3 protein-coding genes are annotated in these 2,332 nt (G+C 45.5%); 2 read left to right on the top strand and 1 reads right to left on the bottom strand.

The annotated features are described in order from the left end of the window. Positions 1–712, bottom strand: a 712-nt coding sequence (locus VIM87_RS03280; protein WP_331995584.1) for an MBL fold metallo-hydrolase, incomplete at its 3' end; no start/stop codon positions are given. A gap of 538 nt (positions 713–1,250) precedes the next feature. Between VIM87_RS03280 and VIM87_RS03275 the strand changes: the two genes are divergently transcribed. Together VIM87_RS03275 and VIM87_RS03270 are read left to right on the top strand one after the other, a co-directional pair. Beyond that, positions 1,251–1,451 (top strand): class I lanthipeptide, encoded by a 201-nt coding sequence (locus VIM87_RS03275; RefSeq protein WP_331995583.1) that lies wholly within the window; start codon positions 1,251–1,253, stop codon positions 1,449–1,451. Positions 1,452–1,547: 96 nt separating this feature from the next. Beyond that, positions 1,548–2,332 (top strand): lanthionine synthetase LanC family protein (locus VIM87_RS03270; RefSeq protein WP_331995582.1); only part of this gene is annotated, 785 nt, incomplete at its 3' end.

Here is a 2,332-nt window from a genome sequence, read left to right as displayed (position 1 = left end):
TATTCAATTGGGAAACCATTCTTAAAACCTGCTCTAAATTACTGTGCTTGTTCCGGTGGGTGTTTGCGTGGTGCAGCTCCTGTTCTCCTAAAAAGGTTGCTTCATGGATCAGTATTTTTGTATTGTTCCATCTCTCAGGATCATCCACCGGCGTATCTCCCGAATAGGTGAGTATATTGGTCCTGATCTGCTCAGTCATTTGCTCCTTGCCAATTTCCGCGATCCGTTGTAAGATGGCTTCCTGTGATAAACCCGCATATTCTTTTTTCAATTTGTTCTTTACCTGGTAAACCTGGTAGCCAAAACTTTTGAAAACATCCTTTCCTGCCGGCACATGATTATTCCTGATGGATTGCACATATAAGTCGTCTTTTATTTGGATGTGCTCATTTTCTTTGATGCCCTTCCAGGTAGTGCCGCTTACATGCGGATCAAAATTCTTTGAAAAGGTTTCGATGGCAGGAAAGGAGCTGGAACTTAAAGGATAGAAGATCTTGGGAAAACCTTCTCTTGCATTCAGCTGGTTGAATTGCAGCAGCCCTGTTACATGATCCCGGTCTGCATGAGAAATAAAAACGTTATCTATCTTTCTCGCCTTTTGCAGTAATGCAGCTGTGATGCCATCGCCTGCATCAAACAGCAATCCCAATTCTTCAATGAAATACCAGGTTGAAAACAGCGCTGTTGAATATCCTGTGATGGTTAGTTTCATAATAATGTTGCTTTGTGAAGATGGCTTACCTCCGGTAAATACTCCTGCCTATGCGTGTGCGCGCGTAGTAAAAATAATTTTTAAAAACATTTTTTTTTACAAAATCAATTTACTTAACTTCAGAATTACAAATTGCAAATCTCAAATAACCCGTCACGTATGGATCAACTTACTTAGAGCCCGTAATAACCCCGTTCCTGGAAAATGCGCTGAACAACCACCCCATGGCGTAATGATTGCATTGAGAACAGGAGAGGACCGTAATCTAAACCAGCTGTAACCGTTAACAACCATAACCGTAATTCCCATTGTATGAGAAAAAAGGAAAATTCCCCTGATCAGCAATACTGCATTTCTGCTAGTGCTGTATAAGCACATTTGATCTTTAGCCCGGATAAGCCAAACCGTACCCCGCTGCCTGCAATGGCGGCTGGGAGAAGCTTTGCCCAAATAAATAATAAGCATCTTTTTAATAGAAGCTGAACAACCGCCCCATGGCTACAGACAGGGGAGGACCCTCATGTAAAAATTTACCATCATGAAAAAAACAAAAGTAGAGCTCAGCAAAAAGCTGATGTTTAGCAAAGAAACTGTTGCACAGCTTTCCGCAGATCAACAGGCACAGCTGAATGGCGGCGCTGCAACCCTTGCAGCTACCTGCACTGAGGATACCCGTTTAATATCCAGCTGCAGGGCTACCAGTCCTGGTCCCGGCCGTCCTTGCTGCATGATCCCCTGATAGCAAGCCCCTACAATTTTAAGGAACAGGGATGCGCGATCCCTGTTCCATTTTCATAACCCGGAAAGGTTATATACTTCAAACAGCCGCTGAAAAATGAATAACACAGCAACACAGTTGCGGAACATTTATAACGATCTTATCCCCCTGCTGGATCAGCAGAGATATGATCCTGCCACCAGCAGCAGCTTATTTAAAGGGCCCTGGGGCGCCCTGCTTTTTATGTTCTACTATGAGCAGTATGCAGACCAGGAGGTGGATAATGCGGTGCCCCTGCTGCAAAAGCTCCATGCCAGTTATACCCCGTATAATGGATTGGATTTTTCCTTCTGCACCGGCCATACCGGCCCGTTCTGGTTATTGGAACATCTGAACAGGCATGAGTTCCTGGAAATGGATATTGATTCCCTGACCACTGAATTTATTTCCGCCGCTATTGAACAAAGCCAGCTGCACCTGCAATGGAAGAACTTTGATTTTCTGCACGGCTGCACAGGCATGAGTAATTTTCTGCTGCCTTTTTCAGCGAAACAGGAGGTACGCGCACACCTGGAATTTATGGTACAGCAGCTGCTGGCTGCCAGTAAAGTAACACCCCTGGGCAGAAGCCTTCCCATTTTTTTTACACCGGAGCAACCTGCAGGCGCTTATGTTGATGCTTTTAGCCTGGCGCATGGCAGCTGTGCTGCATTAATACTGCTGGCAAAAATATACCGCGCCGGCATTGCAGAAGTTACCTGCAAACAACTGATCACAGAATGTATCAGCTTTATACTGCAGCATAAGATCCCGCTATCCGGTACCGGCCTGCACGCCATGTATCCGGCCATACTGGATGGCAAGCCTGGTAATGCCAACAGCCGCCTGGCATGGTGTTACGG

This window comes from Chitinophaga sp. (genome assembly GCF_036569125.1).
Classification (GTDB): Bacteria; Bacteroidota; Bacteroidia; order Chitinophagales; family Chitinophagaceae; genus Chitinophaga.
This window is presented reverse-complemented; position numbering and strand designations above follow the sequence as displayed.

Excerpts from the sequence above, each read along its gene's own strand:
- VIM87_RS03275 (WP_331995583.1), top strand. The coding sequence starts at position 1,251 with ATGAAAAAAACAAAAGTAGAGCTCAGCAAAAAGCTGATGTTTAGCAAA.